At 54.9% G+C, this 18,850-nt stretch carries 13 protein-coding genes; 7 read left to right on the top strand and 6 right to left on the bottom strand.

Annotation, left to right across the window (positions count from 1 at the left end):
• Nucleotides 1–58 precede the first annotated feature (58 nt).
• Nucleotides 59–1,648, top strand: a complete 1,590-nt coding sequence (locus Pla22_RS08415; protein ID WP_146514219.1) for a type II and III secretion system protein family protein — start codon at nt 59–61, stop codon at nt 1,646–1,648.
• 76 nt (nt 1,649–1,724) lie between these two features.
• Nucleotides 1,725–2,942: a nucleotide-binding protein gene (locus Pla22_RS08410; protein WP_146514218.1), complete on the top strand. Its 1,218-nt coding sequence runs from the start codon at nt 1,725–1,727 to the stop codon at nt 2,940–2,942.
• 114 nt (nt 2,943–3,056) lie between these two features.
• Here the strand turns inward: Pla22_RS08410 and Pla22_RS08405 are convergent, their stop codons facing one another.
• Nucleotides 3,057–4,541: a leucyl aminopeptidase gene (locus tag Pla22_RS08405; protein WP_146514217.1), complete on the bottom strand. Its 1,485-nt coding sequence runs from the start codon at nt 4,539–4,541 to the stop codon at nt 3,057–3,059.
• Nucleotides 4,542–4,704: 163 nt separating this feature from the next.
• On the opposite strand from Pla22_RS08405, the gene Pla22_RS08400 reads away from it, so the two are divergent.
• Both Pla22_RS08400 and Pla22_RS08395 read left to right on the top strand, forming a co-directional pair.
• Nucleotides 4,705–6,537: a UbiD family decarboxylase gene (locus Pla22_RS08400; RefSeq protein WP_242631880.1), complete on the top strand. Its 1,833-nt coding sequence runs from the start codon at nt 4,705–4,707 to the stop codon at nt 6,535–6,537.
• Nucleotides 6,538–6,589: 52 nt separating this feature from the next.
• Nucleotides 6,590–7,396, top strand: a complete 807-nt coding sequence (locus tag Pla22_RS08395) for an SDR family NAD(P)-dependent oxidoreductase (RefSeq protein ID WP_146514216.1) — start codon at nt 6,590–6,592, stop codon at nt 7,394–7,396.
• 24 nt (nt 7,397–7,420) lie between these two features.
• Here Pla22_RS08395 and Pla22_RS08390 read toward each other — a convergent pair whose 3' ends face one another.
• From Pla22_RS08390 to Pla22_RS08375, 4 genes are all read right to left on the bottom strand, one after another.
• Nucleotides 7,421–7,927 (bottom strand): DUF4112 domain-containing protein, encoded by a 507-nt coding sequence (locus Pla22_RS08390; protein WP_146514215.1) that lies wholly within the window; start codon nt 7,925–7,927, stop codon nt 7,421–7,423.
• Complete coding sequence (locus Pla22_RS08385) at nt 7,924–8,844, bottom strand: formylmethanofuran--tetrahydromethanopterin N-formyltransferase (RefSeq protein WP_146514214.1); 921 nt, start codon at nt 8,842–8,844, stop codon at nt 7,924–7,926. Before Pla22_RS08385 ends, Pla22_RS08390 begins: the two co-directional genes overlap by 4 nt.
• Nucleotides 8,845–8,889: 45 nt before the next feature.
• Complete coding sequence (locus tag Pla22_RS08380; protein WP_146514213.1) at nt 8,890–9,486, bottom strand: 5-formyltetrahydrofolate cyclo-ligase; 597 nt, start codon at nt 9,484–9,486, stop codon at nt 8,890–8,892.
• A gap of 113 nt (nt 9,487–9,599) precedes the next feature.
• Nucleotides 9,600–11,108 carry a rhamnulokinase gene (locus Pla22_RS08375; protein ID WP_146514212.1) on the bottom strand — a complete coding sequence of 503 codons (1,509 nt, stop codon included), beginning with the start codon at nt 11,106–11,108 and terminating at the stop codon, nt 9,600–9,602.
• 101 nt (nt 11,109–11,209) lie between these two features.
• Here Pla22_RS08375 and Pla22_RS08370 point away from each other — a divergent pair, with 101 nt between their 5' ends.
• Nucleotides 11,210–11,470 carry a hypothetical protein gene (locus tag Pla22_RS08370; RefSeq protein WP_146514211.1) on the top strand — a complete coding sequence of 87 codons (261 nt, stop codon included), beginning with the start codon at nt 11,210–11,212 and terminating at the stop codon, nt 11,468–11,470.
• 492 nt (nt 11,471–11,962) lie between these two features.
• Here Pla22_RS08370 and Pla22_RS08365 read toward each other — a convergent pair whose 3' ends face one another.
• Nucleotides 11,963–12,481, bottom strand: a complete 519-nt coding sequence (locus Pla22_RS08365; protein ID WP_146514210.1) for an NUDIX hydrolase — start codon at nt 12,479–12,481, stop codon at nt 11,963–11,965.
• 43 nt (nt 12,482–12,524) lie between these two features.
• Here Pla22_RS08365 and Pla22_RS08360 point away from each other — a divergent pair, with 43 nt between their 5' ends.
• Together Pla22_RS08360 and Pla22_RS08355 are read left to right on the top strand one after the other, a co-directional pair.
• Nucleotides 12,525–13,793, top strand: a complete 1,269-nt coding sequence (locus Pla22_RS08360; RefSeq protein ID WP_146514209.1) for a CCA tRNA nucleotidyltransferase — start codon at nt 12,525–12,527, stop codon at nt 13,791–13,793.
• A 366-nt stretch (nt 13,794–14,159) separates the two neighbouring features.
• Complete coding sequence (locus Pla22_RS08355; protein WP_146514208.1) at nt 14,160–18,773, top strand: DUF4332 domain-containing protein; 4,614 nt, start codon at nt 14,160–14,162, stop codon at nt 18,771–18,773.
• Nucleotides 18,774–18,850: the final 77 nt, after the last annotated feature.

The raw sequence follows: 18,850 nt of genomic DNA, 5'->3' as shown, positions 1-18,850 counted from the left end.
CTGCCTCAAGCCTTCGTAGGCTTGGGAACGTCATCGGTCACGCAAGGATGCATTTGCGATGGAAACATCTCGTTTTAAGATCTCGTTGGCAGCCTCGGCACTGTTGCTATTAGGCACCGCTGGGATCACTCCCAATTCAGCCTCGGCGCAACAGCAACCGGTCCAACTCACGTCAGCGGAGTCAGCGGTCAACCGCAGTATTTCGCAGACTGTTGAACGAGTTGAAATGCTCGTCAAAAGCAGTCGCATCTTGACCTTGGAAGATCGCATTCCAAAGTTCCAAGTACACAACGAGACGTTGCTTGATGCCACTCCCGTTTCGCAAAATCAAATCCAGATTTTTGCGAAGGCACCTGGTACCACGCAGCTAAATCTTTGGGACACCAACGACAAACTGTATACCGTTGATGTGACGGTCATTCCCGACGCTCGCGAAGTCGAAGGTATCTTGGGAACTCAGTTGCCTTACGCAACGCTCAAGGTGCTTCCGGTCAACAACAGTGCGATTATCTCGGGCACCGTCACCAACGTGGATGACGTGGACCGCGCCGTCGCAATCGTTGAACAGTTCTACGCGACCGTCGTCAACAACATCAAAGTGGTTGGCGTTCAACAAATTCTTCTGCACACTCGCATCATGGAAGTCTCACGCACCAAGTTGCGTGAACTCGGCATTGACTGGGGTAGCTTCACTGATGACGCATTCTTCTACTCGTCGCCTGGCGGGTTGATTGACATCGGGCAAAGTACCGTAGCGGGAGACATTCCTTCGGGCGTCGACACGACCAATCGCCTGTTCGTCAACAACGGTGACTTCTCGGCTTTGATTTCGGCTCTTCGGCAACAGGACTTGGTCAAGTACTTGGCTGAACCAACAGTCGTGGCCACTCACGGACGTCCTGCTCGTTTCAACGTCGGCGGCCGCGTGCCTTACATCGTGCCGGGCAACAACGGCCAAGTCCAAGTTCAGTATGAAGAGTTCGGAACGTCCATCGACTTCCTGCCCTTCGTTGTGGGTCCGGGACGTGTTCGTTTGGAAGTACGGCCTGAGGTTTCCGAGGTTGACTCGTCACTTAGCTTGACGGTTTCAGGAGCCCAGGTGGTCGGTTTCCGTTCCCGCTACGTCGAGACGGCTGTCGAACTGCAAGCCGGTCAAACGTTCGCGATCGCAGGATTGCTGCAGAGTCGAACCGAGTCGCAGACCAAGGCGACACCGCTGCTTGGGGAATTGCCCTACATCGGAACCATGTTCCGAAAGGTTCGCGAGAAACGCAACGACATCGAACTTCTAATCACTGTTACACCGGAATTCGTCGCTGCGATGGATCCTCATGAAGTTCCCCGCGGTGGGCCAGGCCTCAACAGTGCTTCGCCTAACGACAAGGAACTTTACTTGAAGGGCCACATCGAAGTCCCCAACATGCTCGGTGATTGCGGATGCACCATCGAAGGCGGTGGACTAAGCAATGGCTCGTGCGGAACAAGCGAATGCTACGGATCGGCAACCTCCGTCGCACCTAGTTATGGGCAAGAGATTTACGGAGGTGCTGTGATCAGCCCATCGGGAATCCCGGCCGGAGCCATCGTCCCAGGCAACGAACCGATTGTGGTCAGCGAAGGCATCACGATCTCGTCGCCACAGAACTAATGAGCGGTCATCACGATCGAATCGTGGTGAATCGGCTTCCCCAACAAACAATGTACTATCGGACGAAAGTTAACCTATGAGCAATGTGCTTCGAATCGCGTTGGTCGACCCCAACGACGCTTCACGTGAATCGCTCAAAGCGATGCTGTTAGGCATGGACACTGTTTGGCTCGAAGCCGACTGTTCACGCTACGAGTTCTTCCCCGACGTGATCGAGCAAACCGCTCCGGACGTTGGCGTGATCTCATTGGACGCTGACCCCGAAAAATCAATCCAACTGATCTCCAAGATTGCTGCGTCCGCACCCGATACGGCGATCCTGGCCGCCAGCCAGAGTACGGATGGCCAACTGATTCTGAAGACCATGCGAGCGGGCGCTCGTGAGTTCTTGACACTTCCGCTTGCCAAAGATGACTTGGATGCTGCGCTCAAACGAGTCAGCCAGCAGAAGTTTGGTTCGTCCGAATCAGGTGGAAGAAGTTGCGAGATCTACGCCATCGCCGGTGCTACCGGTGGTGTGGGAACGACCAGCACGGCGGTCAACCTTGGATGCGTGCTTGCCCAAAACCAACACAATAGCGTGGCGTTGTTAGACTTGGACTTGTCCCTTGGCGACGCCGATGTTTTCCTTGATTCGATCCCGGATTACACGCTCGCCGATGTGGTGCAGAACGTGTCGCGGTTGGATATTCAACTACTTAAGCGGTCGCTCACAAAGCACAGCAGCGGATTGTACTTGCTGCCGCGCCCGGTCGACCTGCATGATTCATTGTCGATTACCGAGGACAGCATTCGCAAGGTGATTGGCCTCTTGAAGGCTTCGTTCACTCACCTCATCGTTGACCTTTCAAAGACCTATAGCGCCATAGATATGGCTGCGATTGAAAGTGCTACGCGAGTGATCCTGGTCACTCAACTTGACTTGCCCTGTTTGAGAAATGTTGTTCGCTTGATGATGAGCTTCGAAGAAATCGAAGGTTTGTCCAGCAAAGTGGAAATCGTCGTCAACCGTGCGGGTCTCGACTCAGGCCAAATCAGCTTGAAGAAGGCGAAGGAAACGCTCGGACGCGAAATTTTCTCGTTGTTACCCAATGACTATCGCACGATGGTCGAAGTTCGCAACAACGGCGTTCCGCTCATCACCCAGGCACCCAAGGCGGCTATCACTCAGGGTATCCGAGAGCTTGCAGAGAAACTGCAAGGCGGTGCTCAAAAAGGCGAAGAGGCCGACGAAGAATCGGTCGCGGCAGGCGAAAGTAAGTGGAAGAAGTTCTGGCCGGGCGCTAAAGCCTAGCCCGTCACCCACATCTAGACGCACAAACAGTCCAGGACGCTCTGCATCGCAGAGCGTCCTGTTGTTTTTTGCTTACACCTAGTTGTTTTTTGCTTGCGCTTGGTTGTCGTTCGCTTACGCTTCGTTGTTTTCGATCCAACGAAGCAAGGTCCGCACCATGACACCTGTGGCGCCCGCGTCTCGATGGGGTTTGGGTGAATCCATGAATGCCGGACCTGCGATGTCGATGTGGACCCAAGGCACATCGCCCACAAAGTTCTCTAAGAACTTCGCCGCCGTGATCGCGCCGCCCCAACGGCCCTCGCCAACATTCTTGATGTCTGCAACCTTGCTCTTAATTTTCTCGTCATACAGTTTGAACATTGGCAGTTGCCAAACATGTTCGCCTTCTTGTGACGCTGCCTTTGCCAACGTCTGACAAAGCGAATCGTCGTTGGTCATCAACCCAGCAACATCGTTGCCGAGCGCTACCATGCACGCTCCCGTCAGCGTCGCTAAGTCCACCATTGCTCGTGGATGATTCTCAATGGCAACATCAAGCGTATCCGCCAACACGACTCTTCCCTCAGCGTCCGTGTTAAGGATCTCGATCGTTTTGCCGCTACGAGTTTCAATCACATCGCCGAGACGGTAGCTGTTTCCGGCCACCATGTTTTCAGCCAAACCGCAAAGCCCGATGACGTTCTGTTTGATTCCCAGTTTTGCGATCGCTTGCATGACGCCGAATACAGTTGCGGCACCCGCCATATCGCACTTCATGTCTACCATGCCGTCACTCGGCTTCAATGACAAACCACCGCTATCGAAGGTGACGCCTTTGCCAACAATCGCAAGCGGTGCCTCGTCTCCACCACCGTTGTGCCGGAAAATCACCAAACGCGGTGGACACGCCGAAGCTCGGCCGACGGCAAGGATGGCACGGCAACCTTCGTCGGCTAACTTTGTTTCGTCCCACACTTCTATTTCGAGTCCCGCTTCGTTAGCCATCGCCACCGCTCGATCAGCGAAGCTGGCGGGATAGATTTCCGATGCCGGTTCGTTGACCAATCGTTTGGTGGCGTTGATTGCTTCCCCAATTTGTTTTCCGCGATCCAGGACCGCTTTATCTATTCCGGCGAACTGAATCGCCACTGGCATCTTGGCTGCGGGTTCAGCTTGGTAGAGCGATTGACCTTCGAGTCCATAGAGCGCACCGGCGACGACTCCATCATGCAAGCTTTTATCGAAGCACTCGGCCAACGCGATCACGATCGTGCCTCGTTCGCGATCGGTAAGCTTTCGAATCGCTGAACTTGCGAGTTCAAACGCATCGGATCGCTTGGCTTCCTTCTCTCCCAATCCCACGACCAAGATCATGGTGGGCCCCGTGGCCAAAGGCGAAGCGAGCAAACTCATTTCGCCCTTCTTGCTGCGGAGTTGTCCGCCTTCGATCAAGCGACCGATCCAACCACCGGTTGCCGAGTCAATTGCTTTGAGGGTTGGCGACGGCGTGTTTTCGGCAGCCAAACCAACGACGATGATTTCGACCGATGAGGAATCGCTGGATCCGTCGAGTGCCCCGGACGCTAGGCTAAGAGAAGGCAATTTTGTGTTTTTCATAGGTTTTCAGGTTAAGCCATCAAGAGAAAAAACGATGGTAGTGTGACCGGTTAGTCTAGCGCGGCCAACGCGGTTATCCTACCCGACGAACGCGTGACCAAATCATTCCGTCTGGCTTCCCGTTCCCGCTGCATTTCGTACTCGCACCTTGTTTGAAAAACCTGTGAAGCACCGCTCTACCCGCGAAGTGATCAACGATCTACGCCGTGCCGAACGACTGATTGAGATCGATGAACCGGTGGATCCCAACTTGGAAGCTGCCGAAATCCAACGTCGGGTCTATGCGTCAAATGGTCCGGCGCTGCTGTTCAAGAATCTTATCGGATGCCAATTCCCGGCCGCTTCTAATCTGTTTGCTTCCCTAGAACAGGCGAGATACCTGTTTCGCGATACGCTGGAATCGGTTCGCCGCGTGATCGAAGTAAAAGTGGATCCCTCGGCACTTCCCAAGCGTCCATTCCGATACGCGGGAGTTCCATGGACGGCTTTGACAATGCTACCGCGAGGTACCCGTCGAGGTCCGGTCCAAGCGAATCAATGTCGGCTTTCGGAATTGCCCCCTATCAAGTGCTGGCCCGATGACGGCGGTCCATTCGTAACGTTGCCGCAAGTGCTTAGCGACGACCCTTCGGCACCCGGCAACTTGATGCGAGTGAACCTTGGAATGTATCGCGTGCAGTTGTCTGGTAACGACTACGAGACTGACCGCGAAGTAGGGCTGCACTATCAAATCCATCGAGGCATCGGCGTCCACCACCGCGCCGCGCTTGACCGAGGCGAATCGCTTCGAGTAGCGATCACCGTCGGTGGCTCGCCAGCGATGTCACTTGCTGCGGTGATGCCGTTGCCCGAAGGGTTGACTGAATTGACATTTGGCGGTGCGTTGGCGGGTCGACGTATGCGAATGATCCGCGGCAATCACGCGCCGGTTTATGGCGATGCCGACTTTGCAATCGTGGGAACGATATCACCGGGGGATGCCAAACCCGAAGGACCGTTTGGCGATCACTTGGGTTACTACAGCCTGCGACATTCGTTTCCAGTCATGCAGGTCGAAAAGGTGTGGCATCGCGACGGAGCGATTTGGCCGTTCACGGTGGTGGGACGTCCGCCTCAAGAAGACACCACCTTTGGTCAACTGATTCACGAATTGACCGACCCGATCCTCCCTTCGGTGATTCCGGGCGTCAAAGCCGTTCATGCGGTCGATGCTGCGGGCGTCCATCCTTTGTTGTTGGCGATCGGAAGCGAACGCTACATGCCACATTTAAAGCCTGCTGAGCCGCAAGAACTTCTGACACAAGCCAATGCAATTTTGGGCAATGGTCAACTGTCACTCGCCAAGTACTTATGGATCACTGATGATCGCGAGGATCGGCTTAAGATTCATGATCTCGATGCGTTCCTTCAGCACATGCTTCGTCGTGTCGACTGGCGGCGTGACTTGCACTTTCAAACCAAGACCACAATTGACACGCTGGACTACAGTGGCACGGGTTTCAATCAGGGTTCGAAGGTCGTAATCGCCGCAACGGGGGATCCGATCCGTGAACTGCCGATGGAGGTTCCCGCAACTCTTTCGTTGCCCGATGGCTTTTCTAATCCACGAGTCGTCGCCCCAGGTGTGCTCGCGATCCAATCACCAGCTTGCCGTAGCGAGTCGGACCGCGAACATCTATCTCGGTTCGCAAAGTATTTTGACACGAGCGCACCGATCAACGCATTCCCGCTTATCACCCTTGTAGACGACAGCGATTTTGCGTCAAGAAATTTGTCGAATTGGCTGTGGACAACGTTCACTCGCAGTAACCCCGCGATCGACATCGACGGGATTGATTCCTTTGTTCAACAAAAGCATTGGGGGACTCGCGGATCGTTAATCATCGACGCTCGTGTCAAACCACACCACGCACCGCCGCTGATCGAAGCCCCCGAGGTGACCAAGAAGATTGACGCCATGGCTGCACGCGGTGGTAAGCTCGCCGCATACTTATAGTGCTGCAATTCCATTCGATGATGCCCTCCTTGCTTCAACCATTTTAACTCTTATGACGACGCTTCAGCAAAACTTTGCCACGACTCATCCTGTTGCCTTGGTCACCGGCAGTGGCGCTCCGCGCGTTGGTCGGGCGATTGCAGAACATTTGGCGTCGCTGGGATGCCATATCGCCTTGCACGCGAACACTTCCGTTGACGAAGCCGACGAGGCCGCAAGGTCGATCGCGGACAAATTTGAAGTCGAAACCTTGGTCACGCTTGGTTCACTCGAGGACACTCAAACAGCGTCGCGTTTGGTCGATGAAACGGTGGGAAAGTTCGGGCGCATTGACGTTTTGGTCAACAGCGCCGCAATTTGGCATCCTACGCCGTTTGCCGATATTGAGGCAGCCGAAGTCCAAAGGTACTTCACCGTTAACACGCTTTCTTCATTCCTGGCTGCACGTGCTGCCGGTGTAATGATGGCCAAACAAGACCGTGGTGGCTGCGTTGTTAACATCGGTGACTGGGCAACCGTTCGACCTTACTTGGATCATGCCGCTTATTTCCCAAGCAAGGGCGCCATCGAGGTCATGACTCGTTCGCTAGCGGTCGAATTGTCGCAACTTCATGACCAGATCCGCGTCAACTGCATTCAGCCTGGACCTGTTTTGTTGGCCGATGACGTTGGAGAGGCTAGAGCGAAGCAAATTGCTGCCAGCACTCTCGTCAATCGTGTTGGAACGGCAGGGCATATCGCGCACGCGGTCCAGTTTTTGTGCGAGAACGATTTCATCAATGGGGTTTGCTTGCCGGTTGATGGTGGACGTTCGATTTATGCACCCGATGGCATGCAGGTTGGTGCCAACACCGGCTAGTAAACCGTATCAACAGTCGGGGCACTAGAACGACGCGATGATCATGCTGAACAACTTGACCAGTAGCCAAATCGATGCGACTGCGATGATAAGCAAGACTGCTGTGATACCAAGCATCATCGGCCAAACACTGCCGCGGTGCTTGTCTTCATCGTAATACTCGCGCATCAACTCGAGATTTCGGTAGTTTGCCTTAAAGAACAAGTCAAACAAATTACCCAGCACGGGTACTGTTCCGACAATCGTATCGAGCAAGACGTTGCCGAGCATCTTGGTCACGAGCTTAGCGCTGGCGCCGTTCTTGGCCATCGTCGCGATCAAGATCCCGGACAATCCAAGGCTAAGTAAATCGCCGGCACCGGGAACGAGTCCAAGAATGAAGTCCACTCCGAAACGGACATTGGTGCCTGGGATACGCAACTTTGTGTCCAACGTTCGCGTGAAGCTATCGACCCATTTGAGTTCGCGCGACGATTCCAATTGAGAAGGTGTTAAGACAGGCGCATCGGTCGTTTGGCGTTTGGACTTCACAGCAGCTCATGCAAATGGATAAAGGTCTTGCCAAGTCGTCCGCCGTAATTGCCCGCGCTGATTTTCAGCAGACCTTCAGTCTTTGCTGCTGCGTGAATGGCGTTCTTTGTGGCCGCCTGCAGGGATTCTAAGTCTCGCCCATTGACGATGATCTCCATGATGCTGCCGACGCCCGGGGGCACTTTGGACTTCTCGCCAAGTTCGTTTCGCAGGGTCGGACAAAACTCTGCATACGTCGACGCAATCATAAAATCGTAACTGCTACCCGCCTTGGATCCGCTAGCGGCAACACCGCCCGGGAAGGTAGTTATCACGTCTGGCGTCGCTTCGGCCGCCAACGATGCCGCTTCGGCGGCGTCCAACGCGATCGATTCGTCTGGGCCAAAGAACCACAAGTTTCCACCCATCACGCCATCGCGGTACCCGAAGCGTCGTGACAAAAAGAACTCGCCACCCAAGATTGGAATGACCCAACCGGGCTCGCCATGATGCGTGTCCCGAAACTGGTGGCGATCGCCAAACAAAGCGATTTTGCGTCCGAGCTTGAAGTAATCTTCCGAATCAATTTGGTTGAAGCAGCGAGCAGTCGGACACGTCAAGACGTTCTGGCTAATACGGGCGAGCATTACCTTCTCGAGATGCTCGCGGCGATCCTTTCGAAACCGAGGAACATGAAATTGGACAATCGCGCCCAGTCGTCCGTCAGGGGTCGCGCCCGCCTTCGCTTCATCGGCACTAATCCATCGTGACACGCCAGCTTCGCAGTCACACAGGATCGTACTAGACGCGTGCCCCGTGACGGCGGCAACGCAATGACGCAGCCATCGCTCATCGCGAGCCGTGATGAGAACTTCACCGTAGATACTGCGAAAGCCTTCAGCGTAGGTGTCTTCAACAAGTTCACGTAAATTGGTCAACGGAGACTCCGCAAGGTGAAAGGATAGAACGAGAAACGATCAGGATTAAGAGCGGCCTTTGCCTTCGTAAACTTTGTCCTCGGTCACAACCTTGTCCATGAAGATGTCATGGTCTTGCATGGGAATTTCGTCAAACATTTGGCATTCAAACGCCAACGCTACCAAAGGTGTTTCAGGACGAGCGTTCTCGAGACATTTGTCGTAATATCCTTTGCCGTGACCCGTTCGGCCTCCCTGGGCGTCAAAGCCAACGCCCGGAACAAGGATCAAGTCGAGATCTTTGACGTCGACTCGCTTTTCAGGCACGTCGCGAAGTTCTTCACGTGGTTCAAGGATCTTGTACATCCCGAGCTCGAGTTCATCCATGGATTCAAGCAAGAACAATTCCAGTTCCCCATCAACGCAAAACGGGATCACGATTTTCTTGTCACTGGCAACCGCACCGGGCAGTGCGTGTCGTGTGCGAGCTTCATCACGCACATCGACGTACCACATCACACATTTGGCATTCTTGTATTCATCAAGCTCCATCACGCGGTCAGTAATACGCTGACTCACTTCTTCCTTGTTCTCTTGAGCCTTGCGATTGGCGTGAGCAGCTTTGCGAATTTGATTCTTTAGTTCGTTAGGATCGATGGTCATGGCATGCAGAGAAGATGGAGTGGGCCCATGGCAAGAAGAGCAGGGCAAGGAAAGCAGGGCAATACGATTAAACAAGGGAAGACAGGAACGTCGAAGTCCAGCTGCTCAATAGCTTAGCGTTTTGACAATAAAGCGAAACGCTTGGCCGGCTCGTCCCAGGCCGATGAATCCTGCGGGTGATAGGTTTTGGTGTCGAAACTGCGGCACACCAGTTCGCGAGCTTCCTCGATCGACGATATCTGTGCGGTCCCTATCATTTGCATCAGGACGTTGCCAATCGCCGTCGCTTCGACCGGCCCAGCGACTACCGTCCGGTTGCAGGCATCCGCCGTCATCTGACAAAGCAGTGCGTTGACACTTCCCCCGCCAACGATATGGATTGTGGAAATTGGTTGCTCCACGAGTGATTCCAACATTCCCAAACAGACTCGATACCTTAGCGCAAGACCTTCGAGAGAACTTCGATACAGTTGACCTTCATCGTGGGGAATCGGTTGATCGGTGTCTTCGGCTCGCTTGTGAATCGCATCAACCATGTCATCCGGGGCGGCGAAGGCTGGGTCATCGGGGTCGATCAAACACGAAAACGGATCCGCAGCACGGGCTCGTGAGACCATATCGTCCCAAGTTCGCTCGGTTCCTCGTTTCAACATCGCGGCGCGAATTTGTTGGAACACCCACATCCCGCCGATGTTCTTAAGCAAACGAGTGCTGCCCAAGACGCCACCTTCATTGGTGAAGTTCAGCTCCTGACATCGCTCGTTGATCATCGGACGAGGCAACTCGCAGCCCATCAAGGACCATGTTCCGCTACTGATGTAGCACCAGTCCGGCTTCGCCGGCGCGAACGAGCGTGCGGGAACTGCAATCACGGCGGACGCGGTATCGTGCGTGGCTGGGACAATCACCGGCACATCTCGTAATCCAGTCACCCTCGCCACCGCTTCGGTGGTGTTGCCCAAATGTGTTCCGGGCTGAACCAAGTTTCCAAAAATGCCGCGAGGCAACCCGAATCGTTCAATCAAACCTTCGTGCCACGTTTGGGTTCGCGGATCAAGAAGTTGTGTCGTGGATGCGTTGGTCATCTCGACACCTCGTTCACCCGTTAACAGCCAGTGAAAAAGGTCGCCCATCATCAAGAAATCATTGTCGTCGACGAGCGCGGGATCGGCGGCCTTCTTGGCAGCAAGCAATTGATAGAGCGTGTTGATCTCCATGAATTGCAGCCCCGTCGCTTGGAAGATCTCACTGCGAGATACAGTTTGGCAAGCTTCTTCAATCATGCCCACGTTTCGCTGGTCGCGGTAATGCCGTACGGGACCGGCCAATTGGTTCTGCGAATTGACCAGACCGTAATCGACACCCCAGGTATCAACTCCGATCGAACGGATGTCGGAATGGAGATTCCCGGCCTTGGCCAGCCCAGCCTGGATCTCTGACCACAATCCAAGCGGGTTCCATTGCATCGAGTCGTGAACCCAGACCGGATCATTGGCGAACCGATGGAGCACCTCGATGTGTAGATTCCCGCCTTCCAGCCCGCCTGAAATCACCCGACCGCTCGAAGCGCCCAGGTCGACCGCGAGGTGTACTGGACGGGTACGGGTGCCAGAGTCGGTCATGATGGGGCTGCCTGCGAAGAGCGAAAGGGTAGGGGGGGGTAGGAAAACGGGGATTAAGCGGACTGAACGCTGGAAGGGTGGGGAACTTGCTAGCGTAACGCTTGAATAGCCTGCGAGAAAGTCACGAGGCTCCAGCGAATGAGCAGTTGATCACTACCCACGGAGTCACCTTCGAAGGCCCGTTTTGGGGCGATCGCGGCGAGGAAAAACTCGTCCTAAAAAAGGCGAAAATTTCTAACCCGGGTAGCGTCAACGCTTTAACGACCCTGAGCCTGATCGAAGGGTATGAAAACGGAAAATCTGCCGTTGACCGAAGTTCGCGAGGACGTAATCTAACACTACCGAAGGCAGAGCATCTGTAAATTTTACGACTCCGCCCTCCAACCCCCAGACAAGGATTAGCCGAGATGCAAGTCATTGACAGCATTAAGGTTAGCTAATCTCGGGCAAATGCCTTTTTTGGTGCGTTTCGTGACCGAAATGTTACCTCTTGATCGCTTGCTCGAGTGGATATCGTCTCCGCGAGTTCGCCTTGCGTGAGGGAAACGCGGTCAGCTTGCGGCCACGGGCTGACGTCGTCGGTTTTGGTCAGATTCGTCTGATCAACACCAATGATTCCTCACGGGCCGGGTGCAGGAGTACCCGGCCGCGGACGCTCGCGAAGGTGATTCGCTTGTCTGCAGTGTTTCACTGCTTCCTTTGCTTGATCGCGTCACTTGCTCGATCGCGTCACTAATCGCGTCACTAATCGCGTCACTAATCGCGCCGCAAATGCCTCGCCGCATCGCCATGGGCCATTCGCTGATTGGCTCCACTGATCAGTTTCACTTCTTGAATTTTACTAATTGGCGATCTCAAACGATCTGAATTTCGCCGGCCGAAACTGCATCGATGAATGCCGGTAAACTCGGCAGGGCGTCTTTGGCGGTATAGACCTCTTCGTGAGTCATCCAAAAATACTCAGCGACCTCGATTGGGTCAGGCACCGGAACCACATGGTCTTCGATTTGTGCTAACCACCACGCCAAGGTAGTGCCCCACGGAGTAACGCTGCGCCAACACAATCGCACGGGAGTCACGTCAAGCGTCAATTCTTCTCGCATCTCGCGAACCAGCGTGTCGACTTCGCTCTCCCCTTTTTCCATCGTCCCGCCTGGCAAACATAGCTTCCCAGGTGCGGTGACGGTTTGCGAACGGCGAATCACGAGAAACTTGTCCTCGCGAAGAATCACGCCCACCACACCTCGTTTCTTGCCGATTTGTGAAACCGGAACATTCAGGTGTAGCGGCGCAGTTACGTTATCACTGATGGAACTCGAATCGAGTTCGGATTGACTTGACCCGATCTTCGTGTGGCGTTTTGAATGACTCATAGATGCCTTTTAGATAAACCGTTCAACTGTGACAATCGCACGCATGGATTCTACTTCGACAACATTGCTTTCCAATCCTGATGCAGCCGAAGCCATTCGAATCATCAGTGTCCTGCGTGAGCGTGGCTTCGTCGCCTACTTGGCGGGCGGATGTGTGCGAGATGCGTTACTAGGAAAGCCTCCCAAAGACTTCGACGTTGCCACTAATGCGACTCCTGAAGCCGTCCGTGAAGTTTTCGGAAAAAAGAACACGCTCGCATTCGGAGCCTCTTTCGGAGTGATCGGCGTGTTGCCGCCGCGAAACGCTGCAATGCCGGCTAAAACCGCGGTTTCGGCAACCGAGGTGGCCACTTTTCGCAGTGATGGGGAATACAGCGATGGGCGTCGTCCCGATTCTGTGCATTATGGCGACGCGCATGCGGATGCGTTGCGGCGAGATTTCACAATCAATGGATTGTTCTATGACCCGCTGACTCGCTCCATCATCGATTACGTCGATGGTCGAGCGGACTTGGATCGAAGATTGCTGCGGACGATCGGTTCCCCTGATCAACGATTTGGGGAAGATCGGCTTCGAATGTTAAGAGCAATTCGCTTTTCGACAACTTTGAATTTCACCATCGACGACGAAACCTTCGCGGCAATCACCGTCCACGCGGACGACATTACCGACGTCAGTGGCGAACGAATTGGCGTGGAAATGCGAAAAGTGATGACATCGCCACAAGCGATCAATGGGTTGCAGCGTCTGGTCGACAGCGGACTCGCTCGCAACGTCATGCCGGAATTGCTGCATGCCAATATGGAACAACTATCGAGCCTGCTGGATCATTTGCCTGAAAGATCGTTCGCACGATCACTCGCTTGCGTCGCCTTGTCGTCTCAAGCGAGCGTGATCGATACGTGCTCAAGCGCGTGGCGGCTATCGGTCGAGGAAACGCGTCAAGCCAAAGCCGCCTTGGACAAACACGACGCGATCGTAAATGCTGACGAACTAGTATGGTCGCGGTTGCAACCAATTTTGATTGATCGTGATGTCGACGTGATCGCCGATGTTGCACAAGCCGTAGTTCAATCTCAACGGCGAGGTGCAGCGGGGATCCACCGGGTGCGCGATGCTCTTGCCTGGGATCCACAAAAGCTCAATCCGCCTATGTTGTTGACCGGTGACGACTTGAGAAAGGCAGGCTACGAGGCCGGTCCAAAGTTTCGTGTTTTCCTAGATGCGTTGCGAGTCGCACAGCTCGATGGCGAGATCACCACGGTCGATGAAGCGTGGCGATTGATCGAGCGTCTGAACAACGAGATCTAATGTGGCAAATTTAGCGAGTGATGGTTCGTCGCATTGCTTTGACCGCCGGATGCGTCCAGCAAGGCTCACAAGACCAACGATTTCAGTGTTCGCCTGTTCCTTTGGCGAAGCGAAACAACGTAAATTTCGGTGATTTGCACCGCGGCCCTAGTGTTTCCCGACAAATTTCTCTCTTTTCGTGAAACACCCAGTTCGCTAAAGTCCGCTCTATCGACCCACTGCACCGGTGGAATAGACCCAGATTTTGAAGACGTTTTTGGGGGTTTTCCCGCGGCAACCTTTTTGCCAAACCCTGCTCAAAAGCATCCATCGAAACGGAATTTGACGGGCAAATGATTGCCCGCTTGGCCAAGGAGGAGCCTGATCATGTTGTTGGATCGAATCGATATCGACGCTCACGGACCACTCGACTGTGTCGAACTGGGACCATTTTCGGAACACCTAAATACTGTCTGCGGACCTGAAGGTTCCGGCAAAACCGCAATCGTTCGATTCATTCGTGATTCGCTGACCGATCGTGAATACCCACTCGGTATGATGAGTTCCTCAAGCGGCCGCATCGTGTGGGCGGACCGTCATGGAATGGTTCACTGTCGCCGCGAAAAAGATGGCACCGCTCGTGGTCGTCGCACGATTGAAATTGAATCTCGCGGTCACCAACCTCTTTACGCCGATGCCATGCACGAGACGCTGGGATCCTCTTGGATCGACAGCCTCAGTGGCAATCATGCGAATTCACTTGCCGCTCGATCCATCCAACTGCCCGAATCCATTGTCGATGGAGTCATCACTGACACATCCGTGACTAGCGTTAGCCGCGTCGTGTCAGCCTGCATTCGAAGCGGACTCGATTCGCCCGAAACGTACCGTCACGTGCAACTTTCGAGCTCGCCAGACCTTGCACAATCCGAAAATGGATTCCAGGACGCGGATGTCTTGGGCGGATACCGCGATGCCTCTTATCAATCACCTCATGCTCGTTACACCGACCACCGCGCACTCCGCAGCGAGCTTGCAGATGTTGAAGCGGAACTAGCTCGCTTGCAGAACGAGCATGGCAATGATTATCAGCGTTTGATTCTTCGTCGTGACGAATTGACATCACGTTTGACTTATCGCCGCCGGCACAGAGCCGAATTCGGCGGCGCTGACTACCAAGCTCATTCCAGCTCGCATTACAGCACACCGAAAGATTTCGAGTATCCGGCCACGGAGTATCCCGGCGACGAATACACCCGCGCCGAACTCGCTCGACTTCACCGCGAGACGTACCAACTTCGATCGCGTCGCAGCGAATTGTCGAGGTGGATTTCGGCCATTCAAAACGACATTTCCCAAGCACCAACTGGACGTCGTGGTTTAGGTAGCAGCCTGCGTGGTGATGCAACCGCCCCTCACTACACCGATCGCTACGATGAACGACTTCGCCGAGAACTCGATGACTTAGACGCCCAAGCCATTCGATGGCGACGGGCGTTGATGGAAGTTCGAGGACTGCGTCAAGCGATTGTGGATGCACGTGATGTATTCGCCACGTCACCTTACGCATCGATGGATCGAAGCAGCTACGAACGCTACAGCCTTAACGGATTCCTGCATGCGGTCGACCATTATCGCGACAACGCTCATTGGGACACGGCTGATTGGTACCGCTATGCGGATCGCCCGTACCAACAACTCGATGAAGTCGACGCGCGTATCGACTCGGCAACACGACTCATTGATAGCCTGTTGAGCCGATACTCAGCCAGTGATGCACCAACGCACGCTTGGTACGAATCAGTCGCGTCGGAATTGCATTTCCGCCATCCTTACTCGGATGTGTACCCGCAAAGCGACTACGGCCGCGCAACTCACGGACACGCCGGTCACTTCAGCCTGGGGGATACACTTCGCACAATCCGAGAGGACTTGCGTCAACTTGGCATGCACTTGCCATCGCAACGAACCGTTTCAGGTGATCACGTTGCTTCAAGTTCATTCCATCGTGATTGGAACCGACTTGAAGAACTCGACCGTAGCGAGCGATGGTTGGCTGCGTCCTTGGAGAGCATTGGGCGTCACCGCGAAACGTTGCTGAGCCGTTTTGCTCAGTCTCAAAACATTGAACTGGCAAGCTGGACGAACCGATACCGTGCAGACTTGGCCATGCTTCGTCGTGAGCACGACTCGTGCCGCCGCGAGCTTGCCGACGTAGACGCACGACTCGATGCGAGCCTTCGACGAGCTGCGGATCTGCGTCGGTCGATGCGGTACCTTCCGATCTTGGACGAAGACATTGTCTACCGAGGCCAACGTCACGATTGGGTTGATACTCAAGCGATCCAAAACGAAATCCGTCAAATTGATCAGCGTTTGGCCGCGATGTCGCGTCTGCATTGGTTGCATTCGCGTCGCGATGAACTTCGCAGCCAGTTGCAAGTTGTTCGCCGACCTATCGCTAGCCGATCGCCACTTGCCGATTTGGCAAGCCATTGGCTCGTTCGCCTATCGGGCGGTCGCCTGCGTCAAATCGCGTGGCCCTACCATCGAAGCCAAGACACCCTTGGATCCGTTACGATTGACGCTCGCGAAGAATCCCAATGCCGAGGTGCGGATCGCGCCCTTGCGTCGATGGCAGTTCGCCTCGCCGCCGGCGAGTTGCTTCATCGCATTGGTCGCCCTATCCCGTTGGTGCTCGAAACTCATCGCGAACTGATGGGCGAAACGACGAAGGGCGTCGATGCAAACGGCGCTAGCTGGGCCTTCCAAGATCAGGATGCGTTCCAATTGGCCAACCATCCGATCGCTGCTGCACTTCGAGATTACGCCGCCGCGGGTCGCCAAGTCGTGATGCTGACTAGTGACCAACGATTGTCGGACGAATTGGGACGTGTCGGTGCTCGGGCCTTCCAGATGCACGCCGTACGAACTCAGCACGCTCATCGACCGTTGTGGCGTCCTCACTATGAAACCGAAAGTTACGTCGGTCCTCATCCGCACGTGTACGCAGACCGCGATCACGTCGATGCCTACCAAAGTTACCCACGCACCCGTCCCTTGCACGTTGACGCAACCCACCATGACCGCTCCCGCGGCGTGAACGACATCAACCGCGATTTCGACATGGCATGGCACGAGGCTTACGGAGTTTACAATCCAAGCGCGCGTACCGATTGGGCATCCGACGGCACCGACTATCGCGACGGATACTATTACGCCGATAGCTACACCACTCGCACTGCTACGGACGGGTCGGTTCACGGACTGCACCCTCACCCTCACAACCGCACCCGATCAAACGGACATTACCTGAACACCGAGGAGGGCGGCTCCTTTCGTAAGGAGCCGATCTTTCGTGGCACCGGATCAAACGCTACTGCCCCCAACGTCGTACAGAACGCCGTACAGGGTGTCGCGACGAGTATCGTTAACTCAGCCGTGGCTTCATCACCAGCGAGTCCATTTTTCTTAAGTGTTGACAGCCCGATAGATCAAGCACCGTCAATTGATGCTGTTGCTGCCGCCCGACTTCGCGGCCTTAACGTCACGCACATCACTCATTTGATGCAGCAAGATCCCAACCGATTGGCAGATGCGATCGGCATGACCGACGTCGATGCTCGCGCTATTCGCCGTTGGCAGTCGGAATGTCGTTTGGTTTGCCGCGTGCCGCATTTACGTGGCTTCGACGCCCGCGTACTCGTTGGCTGCGGCATCACCACGCCATCAGAGCTTGCAGCGATTCATCCGGTTGATCTGCTGCAAAGTGTCGAGTCATTCTTGGCGACTGACCGTGGTCAACAATTGTTGCTTAGTGGTAGTAGCCACGAACTTTCGCGACTAACCAGTTGGATCGCCGCCGGCAACGCTAGTCAGTACAAAGAATCATTCGACAGCGACCGCTACGAGTACGAACTTGATAACGATGGAAACTACATCGACGCTGATGGTGTTCGACACCGTCGAGTACTGAAATCAAATCGACGTTCCCGTGGCAACGGAGCTTCCGGTCGGCGATCACGACGTGGCCGCGTCGCAAGCGATCGTTCGGACGCTACTCGTCGCTATGGAATCCGAAGCCTCGACCAAGACTACGATCCGATCAATAACAACGACGGACTCGCGGAAGATGTAGTCGCACGAAGTCGAGTTCGCCGGTCGGCGGGACGTTCCAATGGCCATTCCCAATCTCGCAACAGCACCGCTTCGGGCGCTGGTCGGGGCATGGGCAGTGGGTCAGGTAACGGACGTGGATCAGGTAGTGGATCAGGTAACGGATCGGGCAGTGGATCGGGCCGAGGGCATGGATCGGGCCGAGGAAACGGTTCTGGCACCGGTCGTGCTAACGGGCAACGAGCATCGCGTGCTCCACGTGATGTCGTCCGCTACGACAACCTAGATCGAGAACCTCGCCGATACGAATCGGGTGACCGTGAACCGCGAGAGTACGTCCAACGCGATTACGAATCGGCTGAACGCGCCGAGCGTGAGCCTCGAGAATACATCCAACGAGAACGAACCGAGCGTGAACCTCGCGAGCGGGAATCATCCGAACGAGAATTGCGTTTCTACTTGCAACGCGACAGCCCCGTCGTGGACGCCCCGTCGATCGGAGCCCGTATGGCCGCGAACTTGGAAGCCATCGGCATCTACACGGTGGATGATTTGCTCACTACGGACGCTGAATCGATAGCCGAGCAGCTCGATCATCGACGCGTGGATGCCGAAACGGTTGTTCAATGGCAACAACAAGCCACGCTGGTTTGCCGGGTACCGATGTTACGTGGTCATGATGCTCAATTGCTTGTGATGGCCGAAATCACGACGGCTGAGGAATTAGCCGAGCAAGACGCTGATTCACTGTTTGGCGTGATTGAACCGATTGCCCACAGCACCGAAGGCAAGCGAATCATCCGTAGCGGCAAATTGCCTGACTTGGAAGAAATTACCGAGTGGATTGAGTACGCGCAACACCACCGGACACTGCAAGCGGCATAACCGACCGGTGTACATCAGCACCCCGAATGCAAATCCGGTATATTGAAGCCAAGCCGGGCGAAGGACGCCGTCCTTCG

Origin of the sequence: Rubripirellula amarantea, assembly GCF_007859865.1 — a bacterium.
Taxonomy (GTDB): domain Bacteria; phylum Planctomycetota; class Planctomycetia; order Pirellulales; family Pirellulaceae; genus Rubripirellula; species Rubripirellula amarantea.
This window is presented reverse-complemented; position numbering and strand designations above follow the sequence as displayed.

Coding starts and splice junctions, on each gene's coding strand:
- Pla22_RS08415 (WP_146514219.1), top strand. CDS start 59: ATGGAAACATCTCGTTTTAAGATCTCGTTGGCAGCCTCGGCACTGTTG.
- Pla22_RS08410 (WP_146514218.1), top strand. CDS start 1,725: ATGAGCAATGTGCTTCGAATCGCGTTGGTCGACCCCAACGACGCTTCA.
- Pla22_RS08405 (WP_146514217.1), bottom strand. CDS start 4,541: ATGAAAAACACAAAATTGCCTTCTCTTAGCCTAGCGTCCGGGGCACTC.
- Pla22_RS08395 (WP_146514216.1), top strand. CDS start 6,590: ATGACGACGCTTCAGCAAAACTTTGCCACGACTCATCCTGTTGCCTTG.
- Pla22_RS08380 (WP_146514213.1), bottom strand. CDS start 9,486: ATGACCATCGATCCTAACGAACTAAAGAATCAAATTCGCAAAGCTGCT.
- Pla22_RS08375 (WP_146514212.1), bottom strand. CDS start 11,108: ATGACCGACTCTGGCACCCGTACCCGTCCAGTACACCTCGCGGTCGAC.
- Pla22_RS08365 (WP_146514210.1), bottom strand. CDS start 12,481: ATGAGTCATTCAAAACGCCACACGAAGATCGGGTCAAGTCAATCCGAA.
- Pla22_RS08360 (WP_146514209.1), top strand. CDS start 12,525: ATGGATTCTACTTCGACAACATTGCTTTCCAATCCTGATGCAGCCGAA.
- Pla22_RS08355 (WP_146514208.1), top strand. CDS start 14,160: ATGTTGTTGGATCGAATCGATATCGACGCTCACGGACCACTCGACTGT.